Here is a 25,091-nt window from a genome sequence, read left to right on the forward strand (position 1 = left end):
TCTAACCTAAGTATTATGGATAAAATAAATAAACTACGCAGTATTTGGGATAGAATACCAAAGGCTGTAACCGAGCAAATTGACCTTTCACAAAAAGAACTTATAAACCGTTATATGGATGTGTTTCATTTTGGGGAATATTTTTATGTAATTTTTAATACCCATACTACAGAAATGGAATATATTAGCCAATATGTAGAAAATATATTGGGCTATTCCCATGAAGATTTTTGTTTACAGCTGCTGATTGATAATTTACACCCTGAAGATTTGCCTTATTATTACCATTATGAGCAGAGTGCGGTACGCTTCTTTTCAAGATTAGAAGATGATTTGTTTTTCAAATACAAATTTGCTTACGATTATCGTTTGAAAACAAGGGAAGGTTCTTATAAAAGGGTACAACAACAGATTGTGCCAATCTATTATTTTCCAGAGGGAGGCGTAAGAACCTTAGTTATTTTTACAGATTTAACTCATCTTAATATCACAGGTATCCCCAAGCTTTCTTTTATTGGTATGGAAGGCGCACCATCTTATTACAATGTTCATCAACAGGATGAGTTTTTAAAATCGCTAAATATTTTCACCAAAAAAGAACAAGAAATTTTAGGATTAGTAGTACAAGGATTAACTAATCAAGCCATCGCCCAAAAGATGAACAGAAGTATCTTCACCATCAGAAATCACCGAAAACGTATCTTAGAAAAATCAGGATGCGATAATGTTCAAGAGCTTTTAGTGAAAGCGGTACGTGAAGGATGGGTTTAAAGATCTTAAATATTAAGATTATGATTCCTGCTTTTCAATATAATTTCTCTATTTTTCTTCTATTTACATTTTTTTAAAACTTACATTTGTGTCGTTAACACACCCAATATTAGTTTATTGTCTGCTGTTGCTTTTTGTCAATTGAATCCGCTTAATTATTTTTGATTTTATTAGCATATGCCAAAGCATTCTTTCTCTTACGATCAATCCAAAACTTCTTACCCAATATTAATCGCAATCGCTATTGCACATTTAGCAAATGATATGATCCAAGCCATTATTCCGGCTTCATATCCTATGCTTAAAGAAAATTTCCACTTGTCATTTGCTCAAATTGGGGTAATAACTTTCTGTTTCCAATTAGCATCATCTTTATTGCAGCCTGTTATTGGGGCTTATACAGATAAACACCCAAAACCCTATTCCCAATTGATAGGTATGTTGTTTAGTATTATTGGAATTATTGCCCTAGCTTATTCAAATAATTATTACTCGATACTGTTCTCAGTGATTATGGTCGGTATAGGTTCTTCCATATTTCATCCTGAATCTTCCAGGGTAGCTTTCCTTTCTTCCGGCGGAAAAAGAAGCTTGGCACAATCCATTTTCCAAATTGGCGGAAATACAGGTTCTGCCTTAGCACCTCTATTGTTGGCTTTATTCGTATTGCCGCATGGACAGCATCATATTCTTTGGTTTTTAATTATAGGATTATTTGCTCAGATCGTGCTTTCTTATATCGCAACTTGGTATAAGCAAGTACTGCATGCTGTTAAAGGCCAAACTAAGAAATTAATCAAGATTCCTGATCTATCGGACACAACCATCAATTTCTCAATTGTGATCCTATTGCTATTAATCTTTTCGAAATATGTATATATCGCGAGTATCACCAGTTATTTACAGTTTTACATGATGGAGAAATTCGGAATTTCCGATGTACAATCCCAAGTTTATTTATTTTACTTCCTTTTTGCGATCGCATTGGGAACACTGTTTGGTGGATTTCTTGGAGATTATCTTGGCCGTAAATATATTATTTGGTTCTCGGTACTCGGTTGTGCTCCATTTACCTTGTTATTACCTTTTGCCAGTTTATTCTGGTCAGGGATTTTAGTATTTATTATCGGTTTGATTATGGCGTCTGCATTTCCATCCATTCTGGTTTATGCTCAAGAACTTTTACCACGTAAGTTAGGAATGGTGTCAGGACTGTTTTACGGCTTTGCTTTTGGAATGGGAGGGGTAGGAGCTGCGATCTTGGGATATTGGGCAGATCATACTTCCTTGGAAAAAATCTACTTAGTTTGTTCTTATTTACCATTGATAGGTATTATCGCTTATTTTCTGCCAAATATGAAAAAAGTGAAATTCAAAGAGTTAGCTTAGCTGGGCGATCCAAACGGTGGCACCTCCGCATTCTGGATCTTCAATGATATGTTTGCGGACTTGAAAACCATGGTCAGTAAATAGCTTTTGGTATTCTATAGCGGAATAGGAGGCATGATACAATTGCTCACCGAAATTATTGCTCCAGATTTCGCAATTCTCTGTACCTGATGTGAACATTAAGATGCCTTGAGCTTCAAGACTTTGCTGAAATTTAGGAAACATGGCCGCTTGATCTTCTCTAGTGAGATGGAAAAAGCTATGCCAGGCAATTATTCCATTGAATTTATGCTCAAAATTTATCGACCGCATATCCATTAACTGAAATTCACCTTTTGGAAAGTTCTTCCTTGCCATTTCGATCATTTTCTCACTGCCATCAATTCCTAAAACTTGGAACCCTTGTTCGCTGAGATACTCATAAATTGGTTTGCCGCTTCCGCAGCCTAAATCTAAAATTTTTCCTCCTGAAGGAATTAATGAACAAAACTCACTAAGATATTTTTCTTCCATAAGGTTCTGACTTCTATTTTTATCGAAATCAGAACCTATGATATCATAAGTTTTATAAACTTTATTTTTATCCTTTGAAGGCATTTACTTAGTAAAATGTAAGATTTATCTTTTTGTAACCTAATCCCTCCAATAATGGACGAAGCACATGCGTAGCATTATTCTTTGTCTGTTCAAGAATGTCAGATTTCTTAACCTGATTGGTAATTTCTTCTTCAGCAGCCTTAAAGGCTTCATCTACTAATGTAGCCTCTCTAAAAAACGCCATTTTCGTATCATAAACCTTTGATGCTTTATGGTCAATTTTAACATAACAGATCTCCGGTTTTGGAAGACTAATAGTTACAGAATCACCAATAACCTTGACATCTTCAGCTTTCAATTTTGCTAAATCAATACAGCCTACGGCGTCTGCCTTGATTATCAATAATACACTTGCGTCCGGTAAATAGGCCGTCATGTTCTTATGTTCAACCACATCACTAAACCTATATTTTACCAATTCAAGCTTACCCATCGATTCTATTTTCTCTACCAATATCTGATGATTCGTCTCCTTGCTCGGCGCTGGCTTTATCCTTTCCCATACAAACCAAGTGATCCCAATGATCAATCCTAAGACGATTAATACTTTTAGTAACTTTGTCATAATCAGCTATTCTCAAATTATAGACCATTCTACATTTTTTATGTCAATTAACTGTAATGCTATCATTATGACTAGGTTAGTAACCGTTTAATTACAATACAACTCGATTTTTCTCAAAAAACCTGACAAAATGTTATCTGATTTATATATTTCTAACATATAGACCTACTATTAAACTGATTGTTTTTCTTAATTTTAATTAAGTCATAAGAAGCAAGCTACAATATGAATTCCATACTTAATTCAAGTAATAACTTTTCGAAACTATTCCTTTTGGGAGTATTTGTTCCTCTTTTTCTTTTCATATTACCGATTCAAGCTCAAACAATTTATTCTATTGATAATGTTCCGAGTCCTAAAGAAAAAGGCCAGGATTTCTTCGTTAGTAATCCCGACGGAATCATTAGGGAGTCTACAGTGGCAATGCTCGATAGTATTTCAATTGATATCGAAAAACATACTGGGTCTGAATATACAATTGTGATTGTCAATGATTACCAATCTGATGATGATTTTCAATTTGCACTCGATTTATTTAAAAAATGGGGAATTGGCAAAGCCAATGTTAATAATGGATTGTTGCTCTTTATTGCGAAAGAAAAAAGACAATATCGTTTTATCTCGGGTTATGGAATGGAAACAATCTTTCCTGATGCCTATCTCAAACGGGTTGGTGAAAAATACTTGGTGCCTAATTTTAAGAATGAGGATTATGACCTAGGATTAATCCTAGCTAGTGAATTTATTGCTAAAATTCTAAAATCTCCTGATTCGATTAAAGAACTTGAATCTTTAATGCCTGAGGCAACACCATTCTTTAGCTGGAAAAACCCAAATTTTAAAAACAGCATTCTGGTAACCGGTTTTTTTTTGCTCCTTTACCTCTATATCCATATTGTAGCTTCTAAATTAAAGGTCAAGAAACAAAAACTAAAACCTATCGCTCCTTTCTTTTATGGATTAGGATGTATGGGGCTACTGATGTTTATCTCGGTTTTTATTTTTGCATTTATATTTGAGAATTTAGAAGAAGTCTATCAGGTCAAGAATATTCCGTATTTCCTTTTTGTGTTTTGGGGACTCGTCCTTTGGATGAAAATTCATGATAGCCAAGATGCAATCAGTAAAGGCTATGTGGATGAACAGGAGAAAGGGAATGCCTTAAGGAAATTTGCCAGATTAGCTTTCTTGCCTTCTGTTGTAGCTCCATTGGCATTATTTAATATGGGAGGGATTACCTTTCGATTGAATAAAAACAAAAATCGTTTCCTTCCACCAGATTCTTCCGGAAATTGGGAAAGAATTAAAAGAACTTCCAATAAGGCTGAAACCAATAAGTATTTGAATAAAGGTCAACTGAAGGAAGAGAAAATAAAATCCCGCAAATATGAGATCTGGACAAATAAACAGTCCAACGAGATTAAATTAATACCCTGGGATATCAATAAAAAGCTATTTGAATGCCCCAAATGTCATTTTTATACCCTTGAAAAGAATAAAGAAAATGTCATTGAGAAAGCAACTTATTCTTCAACTGGAAAAGCGGAAAGAATTGACGACTGTGAAAATTGCGATTATGTGCTAGTCCATGATACTTACATATTACCAAAACTTGTCCGTAGTTCCAGCTCAGGAAGTGGTTCTTCAGGCTCAGGTGGTTCTTCTGGAGGTGGAGGGGGTAGCTTTGGTGGTGGCTCATCAGGAGGTGGTGGAGCCGGTGGACGTTGGTAAGCCTGTTTTCTCAGTAATAAACTTTTTGTTATTAAATGGTTGATGGATATAGAAATAAAATAAGGCTCCCGAAAAATAACAAAGGACATCTACCCAATCTGCTGTATTATAATCTGTAATCCTTGGACTCAATACCTCGAAAAAGAGGGAAACCACAAAAGCTAAAATCAATAATTGACTTAATGGGATTTTATAGGATTTGATGCCAAATAAAAATACACCGAAACAAAATGAAGCATGCGCTATCAATGGGATAAATACAAAATCTGTTAACCAATTGTTCAGATAGGGAAGTGGAGATCCAGATTGACGGCTGAACCGGATAATAATCCAAGAGAGCGCATAGAATATTAAATACCTATCAATAAGTAAAACCTTTAATGCGCAAAGGATACGGCGATAAGCATGGCTAATAGTCCACATGTCATTAATATTAGAAACATTACCCAACCAAATTTTTTACCCCTTCGTTGCATCGGGCTGTCATTCGGATCAACTGGAAATATCGTATCCTTAATCTCATCCAGATGCCGCAAAAAGAAATTCTTCTTCTTTTTTTTCATAGTTCGTGTTGCTCCGGCAAATTTAGCTATCTAAACCTATCTTTTACAATTATTGTCAATTTCATTTTCTATCCCAAAAGCAATCTAAAAATATAAAAACCATAACCTTTAATGCCTGTTGTATAAATAGAGTATTAAATTAATTCACACTATTAATAAAATTAATATGGCATTAAAAGATATTATTCAATCGTTGACTGAAAAAAGTGAATCTCCAAGTATTACACTCTCATTCAACACATTTAAAACTTTTCCTGATCGTGAAAAGAATGCTATTACACTTAAAAATCTAATCAAAGAAGCTGAAAATAGATTGCTTGATGAATATGGGAAAAGAGACATTCCTGAAGTTTTGGAAAAACTGCAAGAGTTGCCCGAAAAAATCGCTGATATTCCTTTGATGGATAGTTTACATATTTTTATTTCCAAGGACATAGAAGAATTTGTGCCATCACCTTGGCCGGTTGATAATGAAGCCGTTTTTATTGATGATTCTTTCGCGGTAAAACCGTTGATCAAAGCCATTAATAGAACGAAGAAATATATGATTCTATCTATTTCCCAAGGTGGAGCCCATTTATTCGAAGCCATGAATGATGGTATTGAAAAGGAAATCATCAATAATGATTTTCCATTTGACGCTAATCCATTAGATCTTTCTGGATCCGACAATAACAAAGTTGAAAATCGACTGAAAGAATATTTTAATCAGATTGATAAAGCTGTGGTGGAGGTTCATAATAGCAATGATTTGGATGTCGTAGTGATTTCCACAGAACCAAATTATGCTATGTTGATGGAAGTTGCTGATATCCCGAAAATGTATATTGCCCACGATAACAAGAATTATGACGCTTCTGAATCTGATAAAATGGCGAAGCAGGCATTTGAATCCATCAAGGAATTGCAAAAGGAGGAGCGTACCGAAGCAATTGGAGAATTAAAGCAAGCGGTTTCTTCAGGGCAAGTCCTAACTGATTTGCAGGATATTTACCAAGCAGCAATTGATGGTCGTGCGGATCTATTGGTCGTACAACAAGATTTTGAACAACCTGTAAAAATGACCTCTGATAGAACCTTTAATTTGGCTGAGGATTCTAAAGAGAGTGGGGTGGTAGATGATATTGTTTCCAATATCGCTTGGGAAGTAATATCTAAAGGCGGAAAAGCCTATTTTACTGCTCAAGAAGAATTGAGTGATTTAGGAAATATAGTTCTGAAAGTTAGATATTAATCTACTTCTATAATTAAAAGTAAAGGCCGTATTTTATTACGGCCTTTATTATTTTACTTCACCAAGTCTTTCTGATATAACTTGCTATGAATTTCTTTAAGCTCATTGGCTGGAATTTTCATGACTTTACGGTCATAGGTCATCAAACCATTGGTCTCAATTTCAACATCCGTTGTCTGCGTATAAACCCCGCCAGACAATCCTAATGGAATTAATTTACTTAGATCACTGACTACTTCTTGATATCTATTTTTCAATTCCTCAGGATTTTTGAAGGATTGATAGCCCCAGTTGTCTTTTTGTTGCCAAGTATGACCTTCAACAGGTAATCCTAAGCCACCATATTCTCCTAATACCAATACATATTGATCTCCAAATAATTCCGGACTCGGCATTGCTGCATCTGGGTAATTATGGATATCAAAGATATGACCTGGTGCTCCAAAGTTACCTCCTGATGCCCCATTGACTAATCTGGATGGATCATTTTGAATAGTCCAATCAACAATCTCTTTCGTTTTAAACTGACCCCAAGCCTCATTGAATGGTACCCAAACTACGATCGATGGAAAGTTGTGTAAGGTGGACATGATAGCTTTCCATTCTTTTCTATAAATCGCTTCTGATTCTGGAGTACGATCTTTATCATGTTTTCCCGGACGGATCTTCCCTGGGTTCATGTCCCAGATATTGCCGTCAAGATCCCCACTTGGCATATCTTGCCAAACCATAATTCCAATGCTGTCACAATGCCTATACCAACGAGCTGGTTCAACTTTAATATGCTTTCTAATCATATTAAAACCCATCTCCTTCGTTTTTTCCACATCATACTTTAAGGCCTCATCCGAAGGTGCAGTATGTAATCCATCTGGCCACCAACCTTGATCCAATGGTCCATAATGAAAAACAAACTCATCATTCAGGTACATGCGTTGTATGCCGCTGCCATCCTTCTTAACACTGATCTTGCGCATCGCAAAATAGGACTTCGCTTCGTCAATCACCTTACCTTTTCTTAATACTTTGACCTTTAAGTCATATAATTTTGGAGAATTCGGAGACCATAATTCTGGATTGCTTAACTTTAATTGTGCCTCCTCGCCAGCAGTAGATTTTACTTCAGCGATTTTATTGTTATTATCATAAGCCTCAACCAGAATTTCATCTCCCGCTTTTGCCGACGCCACCTCCGTTGATATTTTCAATACGGATTGATCTACATCTGGAGTTTGCTTGGTACTTACGATATGAGTTTCTGGAACTGATTCCATCCATACCGTCTGCCAAATTCCCGATACTGGAGTGTACCAGATGCCATGTGGATTGTTGATTTGCTTACCTCGTGGTTGGGGACCATCGGAAGTCGGATCCCAAACCCTGATCGCAATATCTTGTGTTTTACCTTTTTTAATGGCATTACTGATATCAATACTAAATGGATCAAATCCACCTTGATGATTACCAACATGTTGACCGTTTACATAAATGTCACATTCCCAATCTACAGCCCCGAAATTTAAAAATATCTTTCCTTTATTTAGTTTCTTATCAATGCTAATCTTGCTGTTATACCATAAGGCATCATCTTTAGTTACCCGCTTGGCAACCCCAGATAAGGCTGATTCTACAGCAAATGGAACTAGGATATCCCCATCCCAAGCGGTAGGAATCTCTTTTTGATCCTTGTTGCTGATCTTGTATTTCCATAATCCATTCAAATTCTGCCAATTGTTGTTCCGCTCCAATTGTGGTCTCGGATATTCCCGATGTGCATTCTCTGGAGTAACTTGCTCTGCCCAAGGACTTAGGATCTTATCCCGAACAGGAGCCCAATTCTGCGCATTCCCCTCCGAAAATGAAGCAGCAATCAAACATGCAATAGCAATGGTTCTTTTCATCATAAGTTAGTTTGTTTTTGTTTTTAGATTTAGGTGTATCGTTTTTGCAATACGTAATTCCCTTAAAAATAGTATTTATATCTCTAATGGATTAAGAATTACCCAATTATTTTAACGGATTCTTCCTTAATTATTAAAAATATTACAAGCAAAACTATGGATGCAGTAAAGGGAAGGGTAAAAAAAGAAACTGGCCAACAAAGCTGCTGACCAGTTTACATCGCTAATTTTAAAAAATATAGGTAGAATTCTATATTGGGATTAAACATCCTCGCCTTTCAGCATTTTATTCCAATATAGGTAGGGTAGAATGTATTTTTTTAATAACCATAATCGCCAATGCTCTTTACTACTGTCTCTGACAAGCATTTGTTTTAATTTTGGATCTGGGGTGAATTCATTCTTGTAATTGAATTCAGCAAGCACCATTTTACCATATCCTGTCACCAATGGACAGGATGAATAGCCCTCATAAGACTTGTTATCTGCTGTCTTATGCTCCATTAGTTTCATCAGATTATCGACCACAACAGGAGCTTGTTTTCGAATTGCAGCACCTGTTTTCGCAGTTGGAAGTCCAGCTACATCGCCTAAACCAAAAATATTGGCAAATTTCTTATGCTGCATGCTATTGATATCCACATCCAACCAACCAGCTTCATTTACCAATGTAGATTCCTTAACAAATTTTGGAGCTGTTTGCGGTGGTGCTAAATGCAGTAAATCAAAATGCATCTCCACAAATTGTTCCATCGGTTTTGCAGGATCTGCAGAATCCCCTTGGTTAATGACACATTCGTTATCCTTTGGATTCGTGTTTTTGAACGTGACAATCTTCTTCTTGGAATCTATTTTTACAGGCGCATAATAAGGCTTGAAATTGATGTTATAGCGGTCAATCACCTTCATCAGTGTATCCGCAATTACTTTAACGCCAAATATGACCGTACCTGGTGTTGCAAAAGTTACATTCGCCTTGTCGGATAGATTATTCTTCTTAAAATAATCACAAGCTAGATACATAATCTTTTGAGGAGCTCCACCACATTTTATAGGTGTAGTGGGTTGAGTAAAGATGGCATTCCCGCCTTTGAAATTCTGGATACATTGCCAGGTATAATTAGGGTCAATATAATTACTGCATACCACGCCTTTATTAACCGCTTCTTCCAACCCTTCAATTAAGCTCAGGTCATTGACTAATCCGCAGGCTACTACTAAATAATCATAACCTAATATCTCTCCATTATCTAATTGAATACTATTTTGCTCCGGCAGAAAGGACGTGACAGATTGCTTGATCCATGTGCAGCCATCCGGAATCAACTCCTTCATCGGCTTTACAGTCTTATCAAAATCATAGGCTCCAGCACCTACCAATGTCCATGCTGGTTGATAATAATGCTTCTTGGCTGGATCTATTATCGCAATTTCTAAATTCCGATCCTTCTTTAATAATTGTGCAGCAGTCATAATCCCCGCAGTCCCACCACCGATTATAATGATCTTATAATGCGTATCCATAAGTTTATTTTTTGGTTATTATTAAAGTTAAGTGGGAAAAATCAGAAGGAATGTAACAAATGTTACCAAAGACTTTTACTTCTTATCATACATCAATGTTTAGCTACAAAGCATTGCGGATATTTGTAGTATCAAAAAACAAAAACTATTAACAACAGTAATAATTGAAAGGAATAGAAAATGAATAATAAAGTATTAGGATTACACCACATAACAGCCATCGCTAATTTGGCTCAACGTAACTACGATTTTTATACCAAGGTTCTTGGTCTTCGTATGGTGAAAAAAACTGTCAACTTTGACGACCCTGGAACTTACCACTTTTACTATGGTGATGAAAAAGGAAATGCAGGTACCATCTTGACTTTCTTCCCTTGGGAAGGAATTGGTAAAGGTAAAACGGGTGCTGGAATGGCAACTGAAATTGCCTATGCCGTGCCTGAAAATAGTGCCGAATTCTGGAAAGATAGATTAGGAAAAAACAATGTGTTGACCGCTGATCCAGTAGAAAGATTTGGTGAAATCTATTACCCATTCTTAGATCCTGATGGATTGAACTTATCCATCGTGATTCCTAAAGAAATTGATAATAGAACCGGATGGGCAACCGATGAAGTTTCTACTGATTTTGCAACTAAAGGTTTTCATAACAGTACATTGACTTTAAGAGAATTGGATCCTACAGCAAAAGTATTAACAGATTTGTTGGACTATGATCAAATCGCTCATGAAGGTAATCGCTATAGATTCAAATCCAAAAATATTGACACTGCTAATTACATTGATATCCTTGTGGATGAAAATGCTGGTAGAGGTGTAAATACGGCTGGAACAAACCACCATATTGCCTTCCGCGTGAAAGATGATGTGGATCAAATGGAATTACGTGAAAAAATTATGAGTGCTGGGTTACAAATTACCCCTCAAATTGATAGAGATTACTTCCACTCCTTATATTTCCGTGAACCAGGAGGCGTATTGTTCGAAATTGCTACTGAAAATCCAGGTTTTGATGTGGATGAACCACTAGCAGAATTGGGTAACTCATTGAAATTACCTAGACAATATGAAAGCCAACGTGCTGCAATTGAAAATGTATTACCAATATTAAAATAATTGAAAGGAGTTTAAAATGGCAAATATATATCAAGCTGGGAATACTGAAAATCCCAGCAAAGCATTAATCATGATTCATGGTAGAGGTGGGTCTGCCAGAGATATTATGGGTTTATCAGAGTATTTAAACGTTCAGGATTATTTGCTGATCGGACCTGAAGCTGATCAAAATACTTGGTATCCGAATTCTTTTATTGCTCCAGTGTCCTCAAACCAACCTAAGTTGGATATAGCATTGGAATTAATCCAACAATCTGTGGATCTCGCAAAATCTAAAGGAATTACAACGGACAACATTTATATCCTAGGATTCTCTCAAGGTGCTTGCTTAACCTTGGAATATAGCACTAGAAATGCCATGAAATATGGTGGTATTATTGCCTTCACAGGAGGATTGATAGGTGAGGAGCTCAATCTTGAAAATTACAGCGGTGATTTTGAAGGAACAAAAGTCTTTATTGGTACAAGTGATCCCGATTTCCATGTGCCAGTAGAAAGAGTACAAGAAAGTAGTAAACTTATGGAAAAACTTGGCGCGGTAGTCAACGAAAAGATTTATCCGAATATGGGTCATACCATCTCTCAGGATGAAATCCAAATCGTTAATGAAACCATCTTTAAATAAGTCTATTCTCTATTTTTAATAAAAAACCCCTTCGGTCATCGACCTTAGGGGTTTTCCACTTAATAAACTATACTATACAATTATTTTCTTCTTTAGTAGACCATGGTCGTGTTAACCTTCAAGTATTTTAAAATCATATGGACTTGATTTTTTAATTTCTCATCTTGACTAGGGTAACTAAAATTGATTTCCAAAGATTTATCTTTCGTATAGAAACAGTAAGCTTTCCCTACCGTTCTATCACCTTGTTGTTCTTCCTGATAATAGGTCTTCTGATAAAAATATTCGTAATGCGGAAGGTCCTTATGCTGTTTTTCAAAACTTTCTTTATCCAGAGTATTAGGAACCAATGCGATTTTAAAATCAGCTTCTGCCGAACCATTCATTGCTTTAAAGGTATAGGAATCTTCCGGACCCGGTTGCTCCTTGAAGTCAGTATATCGCATGTTCAAAAAAACCGAAGGCATAAATTGCTTTACCATAAATATTCCTAAAAACGGATCATTCCAAAAGGTTCCTGAACCAGAAGTTGCTGCAATTTGATCAACCGTTGCATTTGCCCATTCTGGAATCTTAAGCCCCATGGCCTGTTCCAATTCTTTTAGCTTATTTAATGTTCCTAAGCTGTCATTGTTGATCAATGGAATTACAGCTTCAAAAGCTAGGTTCGCCTTCTGATAAAAGGCCAAAAGAAAACTCCTATTGGAGGCATATCCCCAATACAAAGCATTTTTAGAATTATCGGTTTTTGAGTGCACCAGGGTTTCGCTCAAATCCGAATGATAAGTATTGAAAACTGCATCCTTTCCTTCAAAAAGTGGATCCCCCATAGAAACCTCCCCATTTTTCAAGAATAACTCATCATTACTATATAGTAAAACCCCATTCACAAATAGATCGCCCCATTTTGGATCCTGAAAAAGTATCGATTCAGTTTGATAAATATGATCTTGCTGAGGGTTGCCACTATTGATTCTTTGTAACTCTACGCTATTGTAATATTTACCAATAAATGGAAATACCTGTTCCGCATTTGTAAATAAAATCTTGTTATCCCCTTCGGCCTTCAATTCATTTTGAAATGGAGCCTTCCGTAACCATTCTTTCAGGTCCTTTCCAGTCATACTAGCCACTTCGCTATCCCAGCTAAATTCTTTTTTCTTATTTGCCGTATCTGAACAACCGGCTAGTACAGCAATGCTGGATAATAAAGTCCATATAATTATACTTCTAATTTTCCTGCCTGAATTCTGCATATTATTAAGCTATTAGATTTTTCAAATTAATCAACAAAGGAATTGTAACTTCTCAATGCATTCTGGGATGCATTATCCAAACTTGTTATTGCTGTTTCTGAAATGTCCGTTCCTGCATCCAATTCCCGCTGAACAATCCTCATTTTACCTAAATACTCATTGATTGCATCGTTATACATGCCGAAAGTTCTTGCCTTCGATTGATAGTCCTTAGGCAATTCATCGCTCTTGTTATCGTTATAATCCTTTTCAATTTCAGAGTAGCTCTTTTTGAAATCAGCTTTAAGCTTATTTAAATCTTCAGCTTCATAAGCCATTACGGTAGTTTCCTGAACTAAATCAAGTAACCTCTTGGAACGAATGAATTGACTCTTCAATGGATTTCCTTCTAATATGGTTTCTTCAGCCTTATCTGCTAATGGTTTTAATTTGGCAAATATCTGTGCTGCAGCGTCTTGATTCTTATTGATTTCCGCAGTTGCTTTTTCCCGAAACTCTACGAGCTTCTTGCCTTTATCCTCTTTCCAATCTTCGGCAGACTTATAGGCACTAACTTCTTTGTGAATTTCCTTGATCGCATCAAAGCTGCTTGAAAGCTGATCTACCAAGGGTTTAAAATCTTTGCTCAATCCATCTGGATAAACAATTCCCTTTAAATCATGGACAATTGGAGGGAATACCATAAGTGGAGCAATGCGAACGATTTGACTTGAATTCTCATTGCTCTCTTTTACATATTGCTCAAATTGATCGAAATTACTGACAAATGTTCGGATGGCTGAACCTTGAGTGTTATTCACTTTAACAATAGAATTGTTAAACGCTATGATCTCATTGGCTTCTTTCTTGTCATCATCTTTGTTGCTAAATAGTCCTCCACCTGAGCTTTCTGACTCTCCAGTTTTGGACCCTGAATTATTACAACTTGCCATCAGGGAAACAGTTAGTAAACCGCCTATTAGAATGCTGTTGATTTTCATAATGTTTTGTTTATTAAGTGTATATCTAGTTTTGTATAGTTTTTTTTATGAAAAAATCATGTTATGCTAAAAATGGAAATTTTGTCTCAGCCCATTTGCCAATAATTGGAAGTGGTTTCATTACCCCATTGGATGCATTAATCATTCCAATAATCATTAACACAATATTGATCAGACCAATATATCCCAAGGCGTAAATGCCAGTTAGCATCATTAAGATATTTAGGACGATACCCAATAATAATCCGAAAACGAATATGGCCAATCCTTGTTTCAAGTGATATTTCAAGAAGTCATCTGCTTTCTCTTTACCTGAGAAATAAGCAATTAACCAACCAATTAATGTGATGTAAGCGACGATAGATAAGGTTTTGTTGTTCATAATATTTGATTTTTATTTAAATGAATGTACAATTACACTGACTATAAATAATAGAAGGACTATGGATATCAATGCGTAGGTGTAAAATGGTGTTTTTGACCTCCTTTTTAACTCCGCTGCTTCCAGTTTCATTTCCGGACTAAATTCTCCTGATCTTTTCTGCTGTCTACAGTGAACACAAACAGAATGGGTTTCCTTCCAAAGCGGAAATAATGGAATCCAAAACACATGAAAGTAGTTCTGATAGGCAACATAGGCAAGAGTACCTGATTGTTGACAATAGGAGCAAGGTAAATTTGAAACCTGACTTCCTATACGAGCTTTTCTTAATCCGAATATGAAAAACATAGACTTCGTTTTTGTTTACCCAAAGTTTTTCATTTCTAATGCAGTATCCTATTTTTTAGAATCTACAATGTTTATACGTGTCCTAAAAAAGCATATACAAAATCTCTACAAGAAATTGTAATCATTTGAAAATCAATCGTTAAACACTTTGTTATCTTTTAAACCACTCCCTTAATAGGCCATTCCCCTAAATTTATCTATCAGATAAATCACAAACCATAAACTTATTTCTATACTCAAAAACCCAAATTCATAGCCTTTTTATTTCAGAATTTCACGAATTTATTAGCTAGGATGGATTAGATATGGCCATAATTTTGGGAAATTCCCATCATCAACCGTGAACTCAAGGCTTATTTTTATCATTTTGAAGCAGGATAAAGGAGGTTGATGAAAAAATAATTCTTTTATAATGAGGCTGTTTTATTGAATATTGAAAAAAAAGCAAATTTAGATTGTGAAATGTCCTGAAAAAACCTACCTTTGCATCACTTCAAACAACGAAGGGTTCTCGATAAAAGAACAACGATTCCGTAGCTCAGCTGGTAGAGCAATACACTTTTAATGTATGGGTCCTGGGTTCGAATCCCAGCGGGATCACAAAAAAAGCTTCAATCGCAGATTGAGGCTTTTTTTGTGCCCGCAGGATTCGAAAGAAGGGGAGGCCTGGGTTCGATTCTGGAAGGCTCAGGGTTAGCGTTGGGGGATCGCGGGGCTGAGCCACTCCCAGCGGGATCACAAACAGCTTCGTATGACTTCAAGAAATGCGTTTTTTTCGTTTTAGTTGTAAGAAAATGGGTAGATTAATTTTTCCATTCATTTACATTGTTCCACTTCCCTTTATTTTCAATTTTGAAGCTTTTTGCTTGCTCTCATTTAATAACTTTAATCTTTCTATTCCGTTCAGTATTCCTCTTTTAATCATATTTGCATATCCATCATCTGATAATCTGTCAGTGAACGAAAGTGCTAATTGGTAGTTTTTACTTACTGGCATTCTCAATTTGGCCTAAATCTTCATGACATTTAGCAATATTCCAATAAAGTGATGGGTAAGCTCCGCTAACCGTATTATTATTTATTTTCAAAGCTAATTTTAAAGCTGTCTTATCCCATTCCAATTTGTCTGCAACACTTTTTTGATGCCTTGCCACATAATGAGAAGTGATAAATTTTTCAAAATCGTTTGTTGCTTCGTTCCAAGCTTGCAAAAATCGTTTGCTTGCCTCTTCTGGTCTGCCCTCGATTTCCATACCTTGAATACATAGTTTAACTACGTGGTTATCTCTGCCAAAATGCATAAATTTATCTAAAATGTAAAAGCAAAAGTAAGACACTAAAACTGAAGGATACAACCATTTATCAAGTAAATTAAAATATCTTCGTACAGTCTATTATACCAGGTGTATTAATCATTTCAATCGCTCTTTCTTGTCTTTTTCGTAATACATTGTTAGATGCCTTATCGTTGATACCCCTCCAATACTCGCCTTTATATGTAACCACAAGGTTACTGAATACCCCGAGATCTACTTTAGAAAAATTTTGCTTTAAAATGTTTATAGCAAAACAATCACATTGCTCTTCTGAGAATTTCTCATTTACAATATGCCCAAACTCATGAAGAATGGAAAAGTCGAATTGTGACCGCCATCGCTCTTGTATGCTTGGATAAAAAATCTCCATCTCCATCGTAAGGACGCTCTTTCGATTATTACGTCTAGGCTCAAAAGTTTTACCAACAATATCTTTATAATTCTCTATCAATTTAACCGAAAATATAGCAGGATTTTTGAATCCTTTAACATTTTCGACCCGTAAAAAGCTTTCCGATAAACCATTGATAATAGCTGCCCTGATTAATAACGGTGAAATAAAAACATTCAAACCATCATTCCTAAAATATAGTTTTGGCGCCTCAAATACTTCATTTATATATCCAAGCTTCAAGGTGCTATTTATTGTTTTGGATTTTAGAGAATCAGGAATTAAAAGTTTTAAATATTCAAAACGCTTAAATAGAGAATCTATCAACGGGCCTGGAAGATCGCTGGACTTAAAATTAGGGTTAAAATGATCCGATTCCACTAACTCTGAAATGTTATCAAAAGGGTGTGCATAATATCTTCTAAAAAGATAATCTTTTACCTTTTCCCTGTTAAAAAGGAAATGATTTTCGACACGATTTATACTATCATTTTTATCATAAGATGTCTTATATATCTTTCTAAACTGCTCATCAGAAATGGGTGATGGGAGTTTAGGTACTAGCAAATAACTAGCCTGCAAGATACTGTCAATATTCGCTTCGCCTCTTACTACAGGAACCTGGAGGAAGACGCTATGATATCCAAGCTTATTTGATTCTAGGAAACTGTAAGCTTTGGCAGTCTCAGGTTGTAAAAACAAAGAATCGTAATTTTCACCAAAAGTAGTAATGAGGATTTTTTTAGCTTTATTTATGAGTTCCTTATCGACCTGAAATGGACATCTGTCCTCATCAAAGCACCAAGTGGGATCAATAAGGATGTATTCGTAATCAGGAATGATAGCACTAGTCTTATTGATGACTTCAGTTTCAAATACATAAATCGGAAGAGGCTTTTCCTTCACTAGATCATCGTACCATTGCAGTAGCATATTGGTTTGCTCTTCTGTCGCTTGGTTTTGCTTAACTACATTTCTTCGGGGTGTACCACATCCAAAGATTAATAAGCCAAGTACAAAACAGAGTAAATAGCCAGATTTCATATTAATTACCAATAGATAATTGGTCTAAACTTTTCTTATCGATTTCTGTAATTGAAATATCTCCATTTCCATCAATGCTCGTACTAATAATAATTCTCTCCGGCTTGTAGAAAACAAACAGGCCTTCATTCAATGATACTTTAATTTCGTCTTTTGCAGCATTTGTCCATTTAACATTTCCCTGTCCGTTTATCAATTTGTCCAAACTTGCCTTGACCTCTAAATTTGAAGCAAGCGACTTATCCATCTGAATAAAAATGTCTTTAGCCGTTACAGCTTCACGAACGATAAAATACTTCGGGTCTTTGTGACCTAATATCTTACTGTCATTTAATAACCGCTTCTTTAAATCGGGATAGATTTCTACCAAATCTCTATCACTAACTTTATAAACTTGGGCTTCATTTAACTTTATTTTAAATTTCGATATCTGCCTTAAATCGACTCCTGCAGTTGTAGTGATATTGGTTGTACCATTTGAAATAAAAGAGACCAAAGATCCCAAATTAAACGACTTGGTTTGCTCTCTTTCTGGAATGATAATGATCTCGCCCTTAGGGTTTACTTCTAAATATTCTACGAGGAAATCCGTCTTATTATCATTTCCAAGCCTGTAAACTCGGCCAGGTTTGTCTGCTCCGTTTGGAGTTGCATACATTTTGTAACCAGGTAAAATTTCCCGAACGGAAGTACAAGAAATTGCCAATATGCATATATTAAGGCAGATTGGTAGAAAATATCTTTTCATAATATGGTGATTAGTTACACTAAATTTAATTAAAAAATTAAAATCTAAAATAAATAATTTTATGACATGTACTTTTTAACCAATTAGTAAACTAATGATTGATCCGAACTGTCGTAATTGACAGCAAATACGATAAAACATCTAAATGGATTTAAATGGGAAGAAATTTAGCTAGTCATGAATAACAAAAAAAATTCGAGTTTTGTATCCGAAAGATTCGAAAGAAGGGTAGGCCTGGGTTCGATTCTGGAAGGCTCAGGGTTAGGGCTGGGGGATCGCGGGGCTGAGCCACACTCCCAGCGGGATCACAAAAAAAGGGTAGGTAAAAGACCTATTTATTTCAGGTAATCCGACCTTTTTTTCGTAAATTAGAGGTATCACATAACAAAGAAATATATCCTGTTTTGACAGTATTATTTATCCTTATCATTAGTTTTATTGCCTCTTTGGTCCGGTCAACTTTAGGTTTTGGCGAGGCGTTAATAGCAGTTCCATTCTTCCTATTATTCTTACCTGTAGATGTAGCAGTTCCCCTAGCGGTCATGTTGTCTATTGTCATTGCTCTTGTGGTTGTGATTCAGGACCATAAAAAAATCCATTTTCACAGTGCAAAATGGTTGATTTTATATGCTATACTTGGACTGCCTTTGGGTATCCTGATACTGACATATGTAAATGAAACAATCGTAAAAACAGGGCTTGGCTTACTCATAATAACCTATTCAATTTATTCCCTCTATTTTAGAAAAAACAAGACCTTGCCAGAAGATAATAAGTTTTTGCTATTCATTTGCGGTTTTTTATCGGGGGTATTTGGTGGAGCCTATGGTGTAAATGGTCCTCCTTTAGTGGTTTACGGAAATTTGAGACAATGGAGTGCTAAACATTTTAGGGCAACTTTGCAGGCCTACTTTTTACCGGTTAGCTTGTTAAGTGTCTTAGGTTATTATTCAAAAGGATTAATAACGACAGAGGTGAATACATACTTTCTCTATTCGCTGATTACAACCATTCCGGCAATTTTTATTGGTAGGTATCTTAATCATAAATTAAAAGATGGTACATTTTTTAAATACGTTTATTGGGGCTTGATGCTCATCAGCGTAGTTTTGATCGTCAGTACTATAATATAAGCAGAAAATTACTCTTTAAAATTGACCTAACCAACAATCGTTGACGACAACCCTATCAAGTAAAAGAAACTTATTTGTAAAATCTATTGAGTAAACCCTTCGATTTTTGTCAACCTATCTCAGTACAAGACTTAGGTGTCTTTTTCGATATTAATTAATAATTTATTCAGAATTTACTCGACCTTTTCCCGCACTTTCTTCGGACTTCCTCCGGACCTTCTTCGGACTTTGTCCGAAAAAATGCGGACAAGATCCGGATGAAATCCGAAGGAAACCCGGTAGATTTCCGCGATTAAATCGAATTATTCTTGAATGAATCCAAAAGAAGGAATGAATTCATAGTTATTAGAAAAACAGGAATGAAACAAGTGAAAAAAATCTATAAAATTCTTTTTATTTAAAAAGGATTATTTGATATATTTATGATATCAAAATAATATCAGATAAATCAATTATGGAAAAGATTATTAAACCCACCTCAGGCTATTTAGCATTAGTAGTTCTGTTTTTAAGTATTTTGGGAATTATATATTCCTTTATACAAATAGCATCCCACGATAATGTAGGGTTTGTAGCCGTACTTATCGTTCTATTTCTCGTGTTTTTTATCATTATCAAGGGATTGATCATTGTTAACCCGAACCATTCAAGGGTATTGAATTTATTTGGAAAGTATGTCGGTACAATCAAGGCCAACGGCTTATTCTTTATTAATCCTTTAATAACGGCTCAAAAAATCAGTTTAAGATCTGAGAATTTACAGGGACAAACATTGAAAGTAAATGATAAGCTGGGAAATCCAATTGAAATTGCAGCGGTAATAGTATGGAAGATAGGAGATACCTATAAGGCAGCATATGAGGTCCAAAGTTATATGGATTATGTTAGGGTTCAGAGTGAGGCCGCTGTACGACATTTGGCAGTAAGTTTTGCTTATGACAGTTTTGAAGATGAGAATGCTGATTTAACATTACGTGATGGGGGTGAGGAAGTCAATAAGATTTTGGAAAGCGAACTTTTGGATCGTCTTGTCAAGGCTGGTGTTGTTGTTGAGGAAGCTAGGATTACACATTTGGCTTATGCGCCAGAAATTGCTGGAGCCATGTTGCAAAGACAACAAGCCTCTGCTATTGTTGCAGCAAGAGCTAAAATTGTAGAAGGAGCAGTAGGGATGGTGGAAATGGCCTTACAGAAACTGTCTGATCAGAATATAGTAGAATTGGACGATGAAAGAAAAGCTGCTATGGTAAGTAATCTGATGGTTGTATTATGTGGTGAAAAAGCAGCTCAACCAATTGTTAATGCTGGAACACTTTATAATTAATGGATTGCGAATCCAGATAGTAAAGATTATTTATGAAAAAGAATTTTGTGATAAGGATCGATGAAGAAACCTTTAAACTATTGGAAAGTTGGGCCCAAGAGGAATTTCGAAGTGTTAATGGACAAATTGAATTTTTGATTCATCAAGGATTAATCAAGTCTGGTCGAATGAAAAAAGTAAAAAATAGTAATAATACCAAAGGATCGGTCTAATGCTAGACCGATCCTTGTTTGGATTTAATCTCTTCTAATATACTCCCGATCTTCATCAGTCATATTATCATCATTCCCCAAAAATTCATCATCCTCATTTGGAGTTACCGTATTGCTAATGCCATATTCCTTGGGATGTTTATTTTTTCTCCTAAATAGTATTGCTCCAACAATGACTCCTAGGATAAAGAATATTCCAAGAATGATTAGTTTCGAGGTACGTATATCGCCAAACAGCCAAAAAGAAGCTTCTTCCTTATTATTGAAAAGAATGATAGCTAATAAAGCCAATAATACTGCTATAACTATGGTTTTTGGTTTCATTTTTGCTCTAGTTAAATGACAAAACTAAAAAATAATGATTGCAATCCAACTTTTTAAGATGTATTAAGTTGGAAATTAAAATGTTTGATAAGTTTTTATTAAATTTATTGTAATTTTATTTTATATCCTAATAGGATAAGATACCGATGATAACACTGTTTTAAGAAGTTTTAACAAAGATTCTTAAAAATCTAATTTTTTATTTTGACTTACATCTTTGTTAAAATTTGTCATTTATTGATTCTTAATATAGAATAATCTTAGGTATATTAACGTTTAATTATAAACTACATATTAAAACATAACGCGTATTGATTAGGGATTTTATTGGTAAAACACCGTTGCGGAGGGATGAATATTTATCAGGTAAGTATAAAACCAATATTTTTATTAAGGAAGAGTTTTATAATCCAGGCAAATCATCTAAGGATAGGGCAGCATGGTTTATGGTTGAGGATGCCATTAAACAAAATAAAATAGCAGAAGGAGGAACATTTGTAGAAGCCAGTAGCGGGAATACTGGTATTAGTATTGCCTTGATTGCTAAAGAACTTGGTTATAAGGCAAAGATTTTTGTCTCTGCCAGTTGTTCTGAGGAAAAAATTAAGCTTTTAAAGGCTTATGGAGCCGACATTGTCCACTGTGACAACTCCAATGGTCTCCATGTGTTTAATTCTACGCAATATCAGGCTCAAGCTTATTCTGCAAATAATCCAAACACCTACTTTACCAACCAATATTATAACTCCAATAATATCCGGGCGCATTATAAAACAACAGGTCCCGAATTATGGGAACAGAGTCAGGGTAGAATTACGCATGTTTTGGTCGGTGTGGGAACTGGCGGATCCATCTCAGGTATCGGGAGATTTTTGAAGGAACAAAATTCGGATATTCAAGTATGGGGGGTAGAACCATTGAATTCTGTCTATGATTTATTTATGAACGGAATTGAAATTCCGGATGAAGAAGTACAATTTGATGGAATTGAAGGAATTGGTAGGACTTTCATACCAGGAACTTTTGATAAACAGGTGGTGGATCGTATTTTTCAGATCAGTAAAGAAAAGAGTATTGAAATTGCGCAGCAATATCAACGGGAATGTAATGACCTATTAGGATTTTCAAGTGCAGCTGTTTTAGCGGCATTAGATACGCATTTGGCAGATATGCAGCTCCAAGAAACAGATCAAGTGGTTTTATTTTTTCCAGACCATGGGAATCGATATATTAACAAACTCTACACAGATGTAAAATCATTAGAAAAGATTAACGAGGATTAAAATGCATCAATATAATGATTTGGCAATCCCTATTGCATGGCCGGACCAAACTGCGCGTGGGGATGAATTATGGATGGCCGTATTAAAGAAATTAGGAATTGTAAAAAACCTTAATTTCAAGGTCGGTCATGCTGCAATCGTTCTTATTGAAAAGAAATCTGGTGATTTAAAGTATTTTGATTTTGGAAGGTATATTGTGCCAAGAGGATTTGGTCGAGCAAGGTCTAGTCAATTTGATCCTAGATTAGAATTAGAAACCAAAGCTATATTCTCAGACAGTGGAGAACTTTTAAATCTGGAAGAGATTCTAAGTGAATTAACGGAAAAAGAATCTGCGACACATGGAGGTGGTCGGTTATTATGTTCTATTAGTGAAAGGATTTCTTTTAATAAAGGAGTTCAATTTGCTGAAGCATTGGTGGATAAGGGGCCTGTTTTGTATGGAGCCTTAGCCCCGAACAATAACAGCTGTTCCAGATATGTAGCACAAATCTTGGTCAATGCGATGGAGAAAAGTGATCCGCGGAGTAGTAAAATATTTTTTCCTGAATGTTTGAAATCGAGTCCAACCAGCAATGTAGTAAATGCTAATGATCAGCAAGTACAGTTTTGCTATCATAAATCGGAATTAGAGCGTTGGAATATGGATAGGAAACAGTCATTAAAATTTCAAATAGGCTTATTAAAACCGAATTTCATCAGTTCAAAGGCTCAAGAACTTCCGGATGATAATTTATTAGGTTATATTGATGAACCAAATCGTCCTGAACACTTGCCCAAATCTGCGCAATGGTTAGGGGGCTTAGGTGAAGGATGTTGGTTTTCCTTAATGTACTGTGGAAATGAAGCAGAGATAACGAAATATAATTATCGTGGTGAAATCGAATACACTGTTGTGGGAATAACAGAAGATTTATTCAGTCAACAGGTAGATTATGAATTTAGCTATGAGATACATCAACATCGGCATGTTGTTAAACAAAATAATGAGAATGTAGTATTTAATACATTAGATATTAGTAATTTAAATTTAAAACAATCGATCTAAAAAGATAATAATACAATGGAATTAAAAATTTTAAAAGCAAAAATTCATACCGTAAAAGTAACAGAGGCAAATGTAAGTTATAATGGTTCAATTACGATAGATGCTGATTTATTAGATGCAGCAGGCATTGTAAAATATGAACAAGTCTATATCAATAATGCAGTTAATGGAAGCAGGATTATGACTTATGTATTGCCAGGGAAAAGAGGCTCAGGCGAGGTATGTATGAATGGTGGTGCTGCTTTGCATGCTAAGGTGGGAGATACCGTTCATATTCTTTCATTTGTAAATTTAAGTCCGGAAGAAGCTGAAACTTATCAACCAACATTGGTATTTACAGAAGGTAATAATCAAATTAAATCAGTAGAAAAGTATAATTATTAGGCTTTTCCAGCAAGATATGCAAGGCTGTCTACATTTTGTAGATAGCCTTTTTTGTTGCTGTTTCAGCAATAATTTTAATATTTGTAAGACAAGGCTGAAGTTAATGGAAGAATTTAAAATCACTGAAATCAGTGACCTTCCTTTTGATAATTGTTGATAACTTCACGAATTGAATTTTTAGAATTGCTAATACTATTGATATGCTTAAAATGATTAGGAAAACGACCTTAGTTGCCATTACTGGTTTTATCTGTTTGTTCTTAACCTCCTGTTTTGATGTAGTTGAGGAAATCGATATGAAAAGCAACGGCAGTGGCTCCATTGTTGGCACCTTGAACATGAGTAAGAGTCGTACCAAAGTATCTTCTTTAATGAAATTGGATAAGATCGATGGTTTTAAGATCCCAAGTCAGGCGGAAATCAGGAAGGAAGTTACAACCATTGTGCAATTGCTGAAGAATACCAAAGGAATCAGCAATGTTGATTATCGATTGGATTTCAATAATTACATAGCGAGTATATCCTGTGATTTTCAGAATGTACAAGCCTTAAATTCCTATACTGAAACTTTGTCTAAACACTTTAAAACTAAGTTAAATACTTATTCGAGTTATAGTTTTAATTCAAGTAATAAGACCTTTGTTCGGAATTATAAATATAGTTCAGAGGCTAAGAAAGAATTTGATAAGTTAAATCCCGAGAATCAAAAAACATTTGATCAAGCGTTTTATACCAGTATTTATCGATTCCAGAACCCTGTTGTAAAACAGGATAATACCAATGGAAAGGTTTCCGGGAATAAGCAAGCCGTGATGGTTAAGGTTTCGGTTCCTAGCTTAATTAACGGTAAAGCTAATCTTTCTAATAACATTACACTGAAATAAACAAGAATTTATCTAATT

The 25,091-nt window shown here is 35.3% G+C and carries 27 protein-coding genes and 1 tRNA gene; 14 read left to right on the plus strand and 14 right to left on the minus strand.

Annotation, left to right across the window (positions count from 1 at the left end; translation table 11 throughout):
• Positions 1 to 15 precede the first annotated feature (15 nt).
• Both ACF3OC_RS09260 and ACF3OC_RS09265 read left to right on the plus strand, forming a co-directional pair.
• The gene (locus ACF3OC_RS09260) at positions 16 to 771 is read left to right on the plus strand and encodes a LuxR C-terminal-related transcriptional regulator (protein ID WP_392471494.1); all 756 of its coding nucleotides are present in this window, start codon (positions 16 to 18) and stop codon (positions 769 to 771) included.
• A 177-nt stretch (positions 772 to 948) separates the two neighbouring features.
• A complete protein-coding gene (locus tag ACF3OC_RS09265) occupies positions 949 to 2,160 on the plus strand; it encodes an MFS transporter (protein WP_094282640.1) in 1,212 nt (403 codons plus the stop codon).
• Here the strand turns inward: ACF3OC_RS09265 and ACF3OC_RS09270 are convergent.
• A complete protein-coding gene (locus ACF3OC_RS09270) occupies positions 2,152 to 2,757 on the minus strand; it encodes a trans-aconitate 2-methyltransferase (protein ID WP_094282639.1) in 606 nt (201 codons plus the stop codon). The two genes, ACF3OC_RS09265 and ACF3OC_RS09270, sit on opposite strands and share 9 nt — an antisense overlap.
• 4 nt (positions 2,758 to 2,761) lie before the next feature.
• The gene (locus tag ACF3OC_RS09275) at positions 2,762 to 3,322 is read right to left on the minus strand and encodes a DUF4230 domain-containing protein (RefSeq protein ID WP_094282638.1); all 561 of its coding nucleotides are present in this window, start codon (positions 3,320 to 3,322) and stop codon (positions 2,762 to 2,764) included.
• A gap of 225 nt (positions 3,323 to 3,547) precedes the next feature.
• Here ACF3OC_RS09275 and ACF3OC_RS09280 point away from each other — a divergent pair, with 225 nt between their 5' ends.
• Complete coding sequence (locus ACF3OC_RS09280; protein ID WP_094282637.1) at positions 3,548 to 5,053, plus strand: YgcG family protein; 1,506 nt, start codon at positions 3,548 to 3,550, stop codon at positions 5,051 to 5,053.
• Here ACF3OC_RS09280 and ACF3OC_RS09285 read toward each other — a convergent pair.
• Positions 5,021 to 5,476 carry a hypothetical protein gene (locus ACF3OC_RS09285; RefSeq protein ID WP_392471497.1) on the minus strand — a complete coding sequence of 152 codons (456 nt, stop codon included), beginning with the start codon at positions 5,474 to 5,476 and terminating at the stop codon, positions 5,021 to 5,023. The two genes, ACF3OC_RS09280 and ACF3OC_RS09285, sit on opposite strands and share 33 nt — an antisense overlap.
• A gap of 306 nt (positions 5,477 to 5,782) precedes the next feature.
• Between ACF3OC_RS09285 and ACF3OC_RS09290 the strand changes: the two genes are divergently transcribed.
• On the plus strand, positions 5,783 to 6,850 hold the full coding sequence (locus tag ACF3OC_RS09290) for a hypothetical protein (protein WP_094282635.1): 1,068 nt from the start codon (positions 5,783 to 5,785) through the stop codon (positions 6,848 to 6,850).
• Positions 6,851 to 6,903: 53 nt separating this feature from the next.
• Here ACF3OC_RS09290 and ACF3OC_RS09295 read toward each other — a convergent pair whose 3' ends face one another.
• Both ACF3OC_RS09295 and ACF3OC_RS09300 read right to left on the minus strand, forming a co-directional pair.
• Positions 6,904 to 8,754, minus strand: a complete 1,851-nt coding sequence (locus ACF3OC_RS09295; RefSeq protein ID WP_392471498.1) for a glycoside hydrolase family 2 protein — start codon at positions 8,752 to 8,754, stop codon at positions 6,904 to 6,906.
• Between the two features lie 258 nt (positions 8,755 to 9,012).
• On the minus strand, positions 9,013 to 10,275 hold the full coding sequence (locus ACF3OC_RS09300; protein WP_094282633.1) for an FAD/NAD(P)-binding oxidoreductase: 1,263 nt from the start codon (positions 10,273 to 10,275) through the stop codon (positions 9,013 to 9,015).
• Between the two features lie 180 nt (positions 10,276 to 10,455).
• On the opposite strand from ACF3OC_RS09300, the gene ACF3OC_RS09305 reads away from it, so the two are divergent.
• Positions 10,456 to 11,391: a ring-cleaving dioxygenase gene (locus tag ACF3OC_RS09305; protein WP_094282632.1), complete on the plus strand. Its 936-nt coding sequence runs from the start codon at positions 10,456 to 10,458 to the stop codon at positions 11,389 to 11,391.
• 16 nt (positions 11,392 to 11,407) lie between these two features.
• Entirely contained in the window at positions 11,408 to 12,016 is a 609-nt protein-coding gene (locus tag ACF3OC_RS09310) for an alpha/beta hydrolase (RefSeq protein WP_094282631.1), read from the plus strand.
• A gap of 92 nt (positions 12,017 to 12,108) precedes the next feature.
• Here the strand turns inward: ACF3OC_RS09310 and ACF3OC_RS09315 are convergent, their stop codons facing one another.
• The 4 genes from ACF3OC_RS09315 to ACF3OC_RS09330 form a co-directional block, all read right to left on the minus strand.
• Positions 12,109 to 13,272, minus strand: coding sequence for a hypothetical protein (locus ACF3OC_RS09315; RefSeq protein WP_094282630.1), 1,164 nt, complete (start codon positions 13,270 to 13,272; stop codon positions 12,109 to 12,111).
• Positions 13,273 to 13,298: 26 nt separating this feature from the next.
• Positions 13,299 to 14,252 carry a DUF3829 domain-containing protein gene (locus ACF3OC_RS09320; RefSeq protein WP_144043776.1) on the minus strand — a complete coding sequence of 318 codons (954 nt, stop codon included), beginning with the start codon at positions 14,250 to 14,252 and terminating at the stop codon, positions 13,299 to 13,301.
• A 61-nt stretch (positions 14,253 to 14,313) separates the two neighbouring features.
• The gene (locus ACF3OC_RS09325; RefSeq protein ID WP_094257958.1) at positions 14,314 to 14,634 is read right to left on the minus strand and encodes a DUF4870 domain-containing protein; all 321 of its coding nucleotides are present in this window, start codon (positions 14,632 to 14,634) and stop codon (positions 14,314 to 14,316) included.
• Between the two features lie 12 nt (positions 14,635 to 14,646).
• Positions 14,647 to 14,982, minus strand: coding sequence for a zinc-ribbon domain-containing protein (locus ACF3OC_RS09330; protein ID WP_094282629.1), 336 nt, complete (start codon positions 14,980 to 14,982; stop codon positions 14,647 to 14,649).
• A gap of 527 nt (positions 14,983 to 15,509) precedes the next feature.
• Here ACF3OC_RS09330 and ACF3OC_RS09335 point away from each other — a divergent pair.
• Positions 15,510 to 15,582: transfer RNA gene (locus tag ACF3OC_RS09335), tRNA-Lys, on the plus strand.
• 220 nt (positions 15,583 to 15,802) lie between these two features.
• On the opposite strand, the gene ACF3OC_RS09340 is transcribed toward ACF3OC_RS09335, so the two are convergent.
• From ACF3OC_RS09340 to ACF3OC_RS09355, 4 genes are all read right to left on the minus strand, one after another.
• Entirely contained in the window at positions 15,803 to 15,979 is a 177-nt protein-coding gene (locus ACF3OC_RS09340) for a hypothetical protein (RefSeq protein ID WP_392471502.1), read from the minus strand.
• Complete coding sequence (locus tag ACF3OC_RS09345; protein WP_392471504.1) at positions 15,966 to 16,283, minus strand: hypothetical protein; 318 nt, start codon at positions 16,281 to 16,283, stop codon at positions 15,966 to 15,968. The genes ACF3OC_RS09340 and ACF3OC_RS09345 overlap by 14 nt, the downstream gene beginning before the upstream one ends.
• Before the next feature lie 70 nt (positions 16,284 to 16,353).
• On the minus strand, positions 16,354 to 17,733 hold the full coding sequence (locus ACF3OC_RS09350) for a hypothetical protein (RefSeq protein ID WP_392471505.1): 1,380 nt from the start codon (positions 17,731 to 17,733) through the stop codon (positions 16,354 to 16,356).
• A gap of 1 nt (position 17,734) precedes the next feature.
• Entirely contained in the window at positions 17,735 to 18,481 is a 747-nt protein-coding gene (locus tag ACF3OC_RS09355) for a hypothetical protein (RefSeq protein WP_392471507.1), read from the minus strand.
• Positions 18,482 to 18,885: 404 nt separating this feature from the next.
• On the opposite strand from ACF3OC_RS09355, the gene ACF3OC_RS09360 reads away from it, so the two are divergent.
• The 3 genes from ACF3OC_RS09360 to ACF3OC_RS09370 all read left to right on the plus strand — a co-directional run bounded on the left by ACF3OC_RS09360 (position 18,886) and on the right by ACF3OC_RS09370 (position 21,150).
• Entirely contained in the window at positions 18,886 to 19,614 is a 729-nt protein-coding gene (locus ACF3OC_RS09360; protein ID WP_392471508.1) for a sulfite exporter TauE/SafE family protein, read from the plus strand.
• 454 nt (positions 19,615 to 20,068) lie between these two features.
• Entirely contained in the window at positions 20,069 to 20,938 is an 870-nt protein-coding gene (locus ACF3OC_RS09365; protein WP_182499756.1) for an SPFH domain-containing protein, read from the plus strand.
• Positions 20,939 to 20,970: 32 nt separating this feature from the next.
• Entirely contained in the window at positions 20,971 to 21,150 is a 180-nt protein-coding gene (locus tag ACF3OC_RS09370) for an Arc family DNA binding domain-containing protein (protein WP_094256293.1), read from the plus strand.
• Between the two features lie 24 nt (positions 21,151 to 21,174).
• Here ACF3OC_RS09370 and ACF3OC_RS09375 read toward each other — a convergent pair whose 3' ends face one another.
• A complete protein-coding gene (locus ACF3OC_RS09375) occupies positions 21,175 to 21,474 on the minus strand; it encodes an LPXTG cell wall anchor domain-containing protein (RefSeq protein WP_392471510.1) in 300 nt (99 codons plus the stop codon).
• A 311-nt stretch (positions 21,475 to 21,785) separates the two neighbouring features.
• Here ACF3OC_RS09375 and ACF3OC_RS09380 point away from each other — a divergent pair, with 311 nt between their 5' ends.
• The 4 genes from ACF3OC_RS09380 to ACF3OC_RS09395 all read left to right on the plus strand — a co-directional run bounded on the left by ACF3OC_RS09380 (position 21,786) and on the right by ACF3OC_RS09395 (position 25,073).
• Positions 21,786 to 22,757, plus strand: a complete 972-nt coding sequence (locus tag ACF3OC_RS09380) for a PLP-dependent cysteine synthase family protein (protein WP_094281573.1) — start codon at positions 21,786 to 21,788, stop codon at positions 22,755 to 22,757.
• Between the two features lies 1 nt (position 22,758).
• The gene (locus ACF3OC_RS09385) at positions 22,759 to 23,805 is read left to right on the plus strand and encodes a DUF6695 family protein (RefSeq protein WP_094281575.1); all 1,047 of its coding nucleotides are present in this window, start codon (positions 22,759 to 22,761) and stop codon (positions 23,803 to 23,805) included.
• A 15-nt stretch (positions 23,806 to 23,820) separates the two neighbouring features.
• Complete coding sequence (gene panD, locus ACF3OC_RS09390) at positions 23,821 to 24,189, plus strand: aspartate 1-decarboxylase (RefSeq protein WP_094256297.1); 369 nt, start codon at positions 23,821 to 23,823, stop codon at positions 24,187 to 24,189.
• 209 nt (positions 24,190 to 24,398) lie between these two features.
• A complete protein-coding gene (locus ACF3OC_RS09395; RefSeq protein ID WP_094256298.1) occupies positions 24,399 to 25,073 on the plus strand; it encodes a hypothetical protein in 675 nt (224 codons plus the stop codon).
• The last annotated feature ends 18 nt before the right edge of the window (positions 25,074 to 25,091 follow it).

Origin of the sequence: Sphingobacterium cellulitidis (assembly GCF_043187465.1) — a bacterium.
Taxonomy (GTDB): Bacteria; Bacteroidota; Bacteroidia; order Sphingobacteriales; family Sphingobacteriaceae; genus Sphingobacterium; species Sphingobacterium cellulitidis.